General features: G+C 45.3%; 4 protein-coding genes. 3 read left to right on the top strand and 1 reads right to left on the bottom strand.

The window, feature by feature from the left end; all coding sequences use genetic code 11:
- From RMO84_RS21425 to RMO84_RS19590, 3 genes are all read left to right on the top strand, one after another.
- On the top strand, positions 1 to 99 hold a 99-nt coding region (locus tag RMO84_RS21425), incomplete at its 5' end, for a hypothetical protein (RefSeq protein WP_396135906.1).
- Between the two features lie 726 nt (positions 100 to 825).
- A complete protein-coding gene (gene ltrA / locus RMO84_RS19595; RefSeq protein WP_310490117.1) occupies positions 826 to 2,502 on the top strand; it encodes a group II intron reverse transcriptase/maturase in 1,677 nt (558 codons plus the stop codon).
- Between the two features lie 108 nt (positions 2,503 to 2,610).
- Positions 2,611 to 3,939, top strand: a complete 1,329-nt coding sequence (locus RMO84_RS19590; protein ID WP_310490116.1) for a hemolysin family protein — start codon at positions 2,611 to 2,613, stop codon at positions 3,937 to 3,939.
- Between the two features lie 197 nt (positions 3,940 to 4,136).
- Here RMO84_RS19590 and RMO84_RS19585 read toward each other — a convergent pair whose 3' ends face one another.
- Positions 4,137 to 4,868 carry an ABC transporter ATP-binding protein gene (locus RMO84_RS19585; RefSeq protein ID WP_310490115.1) on the bottom strand — a complete coding sequence of 244 codons (732 nt, stop codon included), beginning with the start codon at positions 4,866 to 4,868 and terminating at the stop codon, positions 4,137 to 4,139.
- Between the last annotated feature and the right edge of the window lie 267 nt (positions 4,869 to 5,135).

The following is a 5,135-nucleotide window of genomic DNA, read 5'->3' as shown; positions in this document are numbered from 1 at the left end:
GAACGCGCACTCGAATATATCAGTGGCGATGAGTTGGTGGAAGTCACTCCTCTATCGATTCGGTTACGGAAGATTTCTAAGAAATTAGCCAGACGTTAAATGTCGCTAATTTAATCTAAGAATGAAAAGCTCGCACCTGCGGGCTTTTTCTTTTGGGTTGTCAGTAGGGGCAATTCCATTCTGGCATAATAGAACTGTAGTAGTGCGACCCGAAAGGCGCACCAAAGAGTGAGTCCCTTAGAAAGACTCCAGTCTAGTAGTCAAGACTGTACCCGCCCAAAGGTGCGTTGCTGGTAACGGCAAGGTATCAGAGCTAAAGGGTTAAGTGTCCGTTACGAACCGAATCATACGAGGAAACAACGGGCTAGGGTAAGACGTACATGGTTAACTTATGTGAACTCGCGTTCAGACTTCGTTATTCTAAAATGACCAACGATGATTAGGTTATCACAGGGATAAGGTCAAACACTTATCTATTGTTTGATAAAGAATTAACTTCATACTGTAGTTAGTTTAGACTACCAAATACCCTCGGAGTAAAGCGGGAACCTAAATACGTCGCATCTCAAGGGTGTGAAACGGGGCAATCCCCATTAGTTCTTCAATTAATAACTGAAGTAAGCCAACCGCAAGGAAAGCCGAATTACTAAGGAGGAAGAGGATGTTGACAAAGCGAATGCCATTACTCGAAAGAGAACAGGAAAAGCTCAAAAGCTAATAACTGGATGGATAGGGTAATACCCAACTTGAAAGGGTGCTGACTTCAACAGGTGATTCAGTCTGAATGTTCAAAGTAAAAGAACCGAACTTAATCAGAAAAGCTAGATGCAACAGACAACTGATGTAAGCGTAACGATTGAGAACAGCGATTGGCATAACGTCAACTGGCGGAAAGCTAATCGCATTGTTAGGCAATTGAGGCAGCGAATATTCAAGGCAACTCAAAATGGTGAAATCAAAAAGGTTCGCTCGTTACAACGGTTAATGCTCCGTAGTTACTCGAACGTCCTTCTCTCTGTGAGAAAAGCGACACAAGATAACCAAGGAAAAAATACCGCAGGGGTAGACAGGGTTTTAGTCAAGACACCTTTACAAAGGATGAAACTAACTAACGACCTAGCCATGAATAATAAGGATTGGCAACCAAAACCTGCCCGACGAGTATATATACCTAAAACAAACGGAAAGAATAGACAGCTAGGCATACCAACCATCAGAGACAGGTGTTTCCAGGCAATCGTTAAGAATGCCTTGGAACCTTACTGGGAAGCCAAATTTGAAGGATGTAGCTACGGTTTCCGCCCAGGACGGAGCGTTCATGATGCAATTGGCAAAATTTATCAATGTTTACGTCCTCATAAGACGAAGAAATGGATATTAGATGCCGACATCAGCGGATGTTTCGATAGCATTGACCATCATAATCTGATGAAATCAATCGGGAATTTTCCCGCTAGAAGATTAATTAGTGCATGGCTCAAATCAGGCTACGTGGATGGTAATACATTCCACCGAACCGAATCTGGAACCCCACAAGGGGGTATTATCTCACCACTATTAGCCAACATTGCGCTTAATGGGTTGGAAAAACACTTAGGTGTTAAATACAACAAGATAGGCGAAAGTAAAGGTAAAAGAATACTGGTCAGGTATGCGGACGATTTTGTGATACTGTGCGAATCAGAAGATGATGCTCTTAAAGCAAAAGAAACCACAGAAGAATGGTTGGGACTCAGAGGTCTGGAACTTTCTAAGGAAAAGACCAAAATAGTTCACATCTCTGAAGGATTCGACTTTCTGGGATTCAATATCAGACAATACCAAGATAAAACCACCAAAACAGGATGGAAGCTACTTATCAAACCTAGTAATAAGTTTGTGAAAGAAGCCAAATCCAAAATCAGAAAAACATTTCTTAAATATCATGGCCAAACAGTAGGACATTTAATTGCTGAAATAAACCCCGTCATTAGGGGTATTGCTGAATACTGTCGTAAGGTAGTATCTAGTAGAACTTTCAGGAAGTTAGATGATTACCTATTTACTCGACAAAGAAGATACGCCAACAGAACTCACCCTAATAAACCAAATTATTGGAAAAAAGGGAAGTACTGGGGGAGATTGAACCTGTCGAGGAGTTCAAAATGGGACTTTGGCGATAAAAAGATCGGGGCATACATGCTCAAGTTCGCTTGGTTTAATATCGAGAGATATGCAATGGTAACTAAATCTTCCTCCCCAGATGACCCTAAATTAAAGGATTATTGGGAGAAAAGATGGAAAACCAAAGCTAAGAGTGAAGCCACGAGATACAATAAAACCAAAGAAAAAGTAGCCAACAACCAAGGATACAAATGTACGGTCTGCGGGGAATCGCTCTTTAATGATGAACCTATAGACCTGCACCACATCATCCTTAAAAGTCAAGGTGGTAAAGATGAAATCAGAAACCTAATCTGGGTTCATCAATACTGCCACCACAAAATTCACCATCAAAAGTGAATTGCTCAAGCCGTGTACTTGGAAACTTGTAAGCACGGTTTTTCGGGGGGAAAGGGGTAGCAATGCCCCCTACCTACCCTACTTAAGACATCCTTCACTCTTGGTTTCATGTCCCCAACTGCGGAATTATTGCTGGTTTCTGTGCTAATCGTGCTCAATGGTGTATTTGTAATGTCCGAGATGGCGATCGTCTCAGCACGGAAAGTGAGATTGCAACAATTGGCAAATAACGGCGATCGGCGCGCTGAAGTCGCTCTAGACTTAGCAATGACCCCAGATCGCTTTTTGCCCACAGTCCAAGTGGGAATTACCTTGATGGCAATTTTGTCTGGTGCGCGGGGAGAGAGTGCGATTTCGCGACTGCTGGCACCCCAATTAGAACAATGGTTGCCGCGTCAGTATAGCGAACCGATCGCGTCAATTCTGGCGATCGCCACAATTACCTATCTGACAATTGTCATTGCCGAGCTGGTACCCAAACAGATTGCCCTCAATAGTCCCGAAAAGATTGCCAGTTTTTTCGCTAGACCGATCGATCTGCTGGCACGGCTCTCGACACCGCTGATTTTTATGTTGAGCCGTTCGACCAACTTTGTAGTCAAGCTATTTGGGATCAGACGCACCGAACGTCCGGAAGTGACCGAAGAAGAGATCAAAGTGATGATCGAACAAGGTACCGAAACGGGGATGTTTGAAGAATCCGAACAGGATATGGTCGAAGGCGTCCTGAGTTTAGGCGATCTCAAAATCGGCGCGCTGATGACCCCCCGCCCGGATATTACCTGGATCGATATCAACGATCGCGTCGGGATTACCCGCCAAAAAATTATCGATAGCGATTATTCACGGTTGCCAGTCTGCGAAGGCGAACTCGATCGGGTCTTGGGAGTAGTTCACGTTGCCGATTTGCTCTCCCAAACCCTCAAAGGCGAAGAAATCAATCTGACGGCTTCCTTGAGCCAACCGCTATTCATTCCCGAAAGCACGCGCGGACTCAAAGTCCTCGAACAATTTAAGAAATTTGGCACCCATATCGCCATGGTGGTAGATGAATATGGGGTGATCCAAGGTTTAGTCACCATGCACGATCTCTTTGAAGAGATTTTTGGCGATATTACCGATTTCAATGAAGAACCCGAAGAACCCCAAATCATTCAGCGCGAGGATGGTTCCTGGTTATTAGATGGGATGCTATCGATCGAAGAATTACTCGAACAGTTCGACATTCCCGAAAGCGCGATCGATCGCGGCAACTATCATACCCTGGGCGGGTTTGCGATCATGCAACTGGGTAAGATTCCAATTTCGGGCGAATATTTTGAATGGCGACAATTACGATTTGAAATTATCGATATGGATGGCAAAAGAGTCGATAAAATCTTGGTCAAATCATCCGAACCGATCGAAGAGATGCTTGATGAAATCGATCGTAATTAACTGAATGTTTGGCGCGATAACCCGATCGATTTGGTGCGTTACGCTGTCTTGACTGAAACACATGCGGAGGGAACCTCCGCGTGATTTCAGTCGCAAACCGTCGGGAAACAAAGGCGTGCGCAAGCCGCTAACGCGATAACACAATCGATTTGGTGCGTTACGCTGACGCGATAACACACCCTACAGTTATCAACTATTCACTCCACTCCACCTGCCATTGCTACCCGATAGATATCAGCAGGGGTGAGATTATCGTGGATAACTTGACCATCTCTAAACCAGACAATCCGCTTGGTTTGTTTGGCGACATCGGGTTCGTGAGTCACCATCACGATCGTGATGCCCGTCTCATTGAGCTGGGTAAAAATATCCATTACCTCCTGAGTCGTTCGCGAATCTAATGCGCCTGTCGGCTCATCGGCCAGCAGAACGCGCGGTTCCCCCACAATTGCCCTGGCGATCGCCACCCGCTGCTGTTGTCCGCCGGAGAGTTGATTGGGGCGATTGGCCATGCGATTGCTCAAGCCGACTTTTTCTAATGCAGCGACGGCACGCTCTTTGCGTTCGCTCGGCGGCGTGCCGCCATATACCATCGGCAACATCACATTTTCGAGGGCGTTCAGCTGGGGGAGCAAATGGAATTGTTGAAAGATAAATCCCAGTTTGCGATTGCGGATTTTGGCAAGTTCGGCGTCGGGGACGGTAGACACATCGAGTTTGTCGAGATAGTAATGTCCGCTGGTAGGCTGATCGAGACAACCGATGATATTCATCGCGGAGGATTTGCCCGAACCTGATGGCCCCATGATCGAGCAGTATTCCCCTTCTGAGATGGTTAGATTTACACCATCTAAAGCTTTAACGAGGGTGTCTTCGATCCCATAAGTTTTGTTGACGTCTTCGAGGCGGATGATTGGTTGGGTATCCATTATGTAGTTGATAGTTGATAGTTGATAATTGATAGTTGATAATCGATCCTAAAAACCATCTGCTGCTTGAGACGAAACTTCAACCCCAATGTTCTAATGAGATTTATCGATCGAATGCTGGTGACTGATATCAGTGTACGCGTGGATATGACTGAAATGGGAGTGGGCATGGGAGTGTTGATGAGCGATCGATCGATCGTCTTCTACATCTGCTGGATGTCCGTGCTGGTGTAAATCGTCGCTGTGCGCGTGGGTATGCCAAAATTC

This window comes from Chamaesiphon sp. VAR_69_metabat_338 (genome assembly GCF_031423935.1).
Taxonomy (GTDB): domain Bacteria; phylum Cyanobacteriota; class Cyanobacteriia; order Cyanobacteriales; family Chamaesiphonaceae; genus Chamaesiphon.
This window is presented reverse-complemented; position numbering and strand designations above follow the sequence as displayed.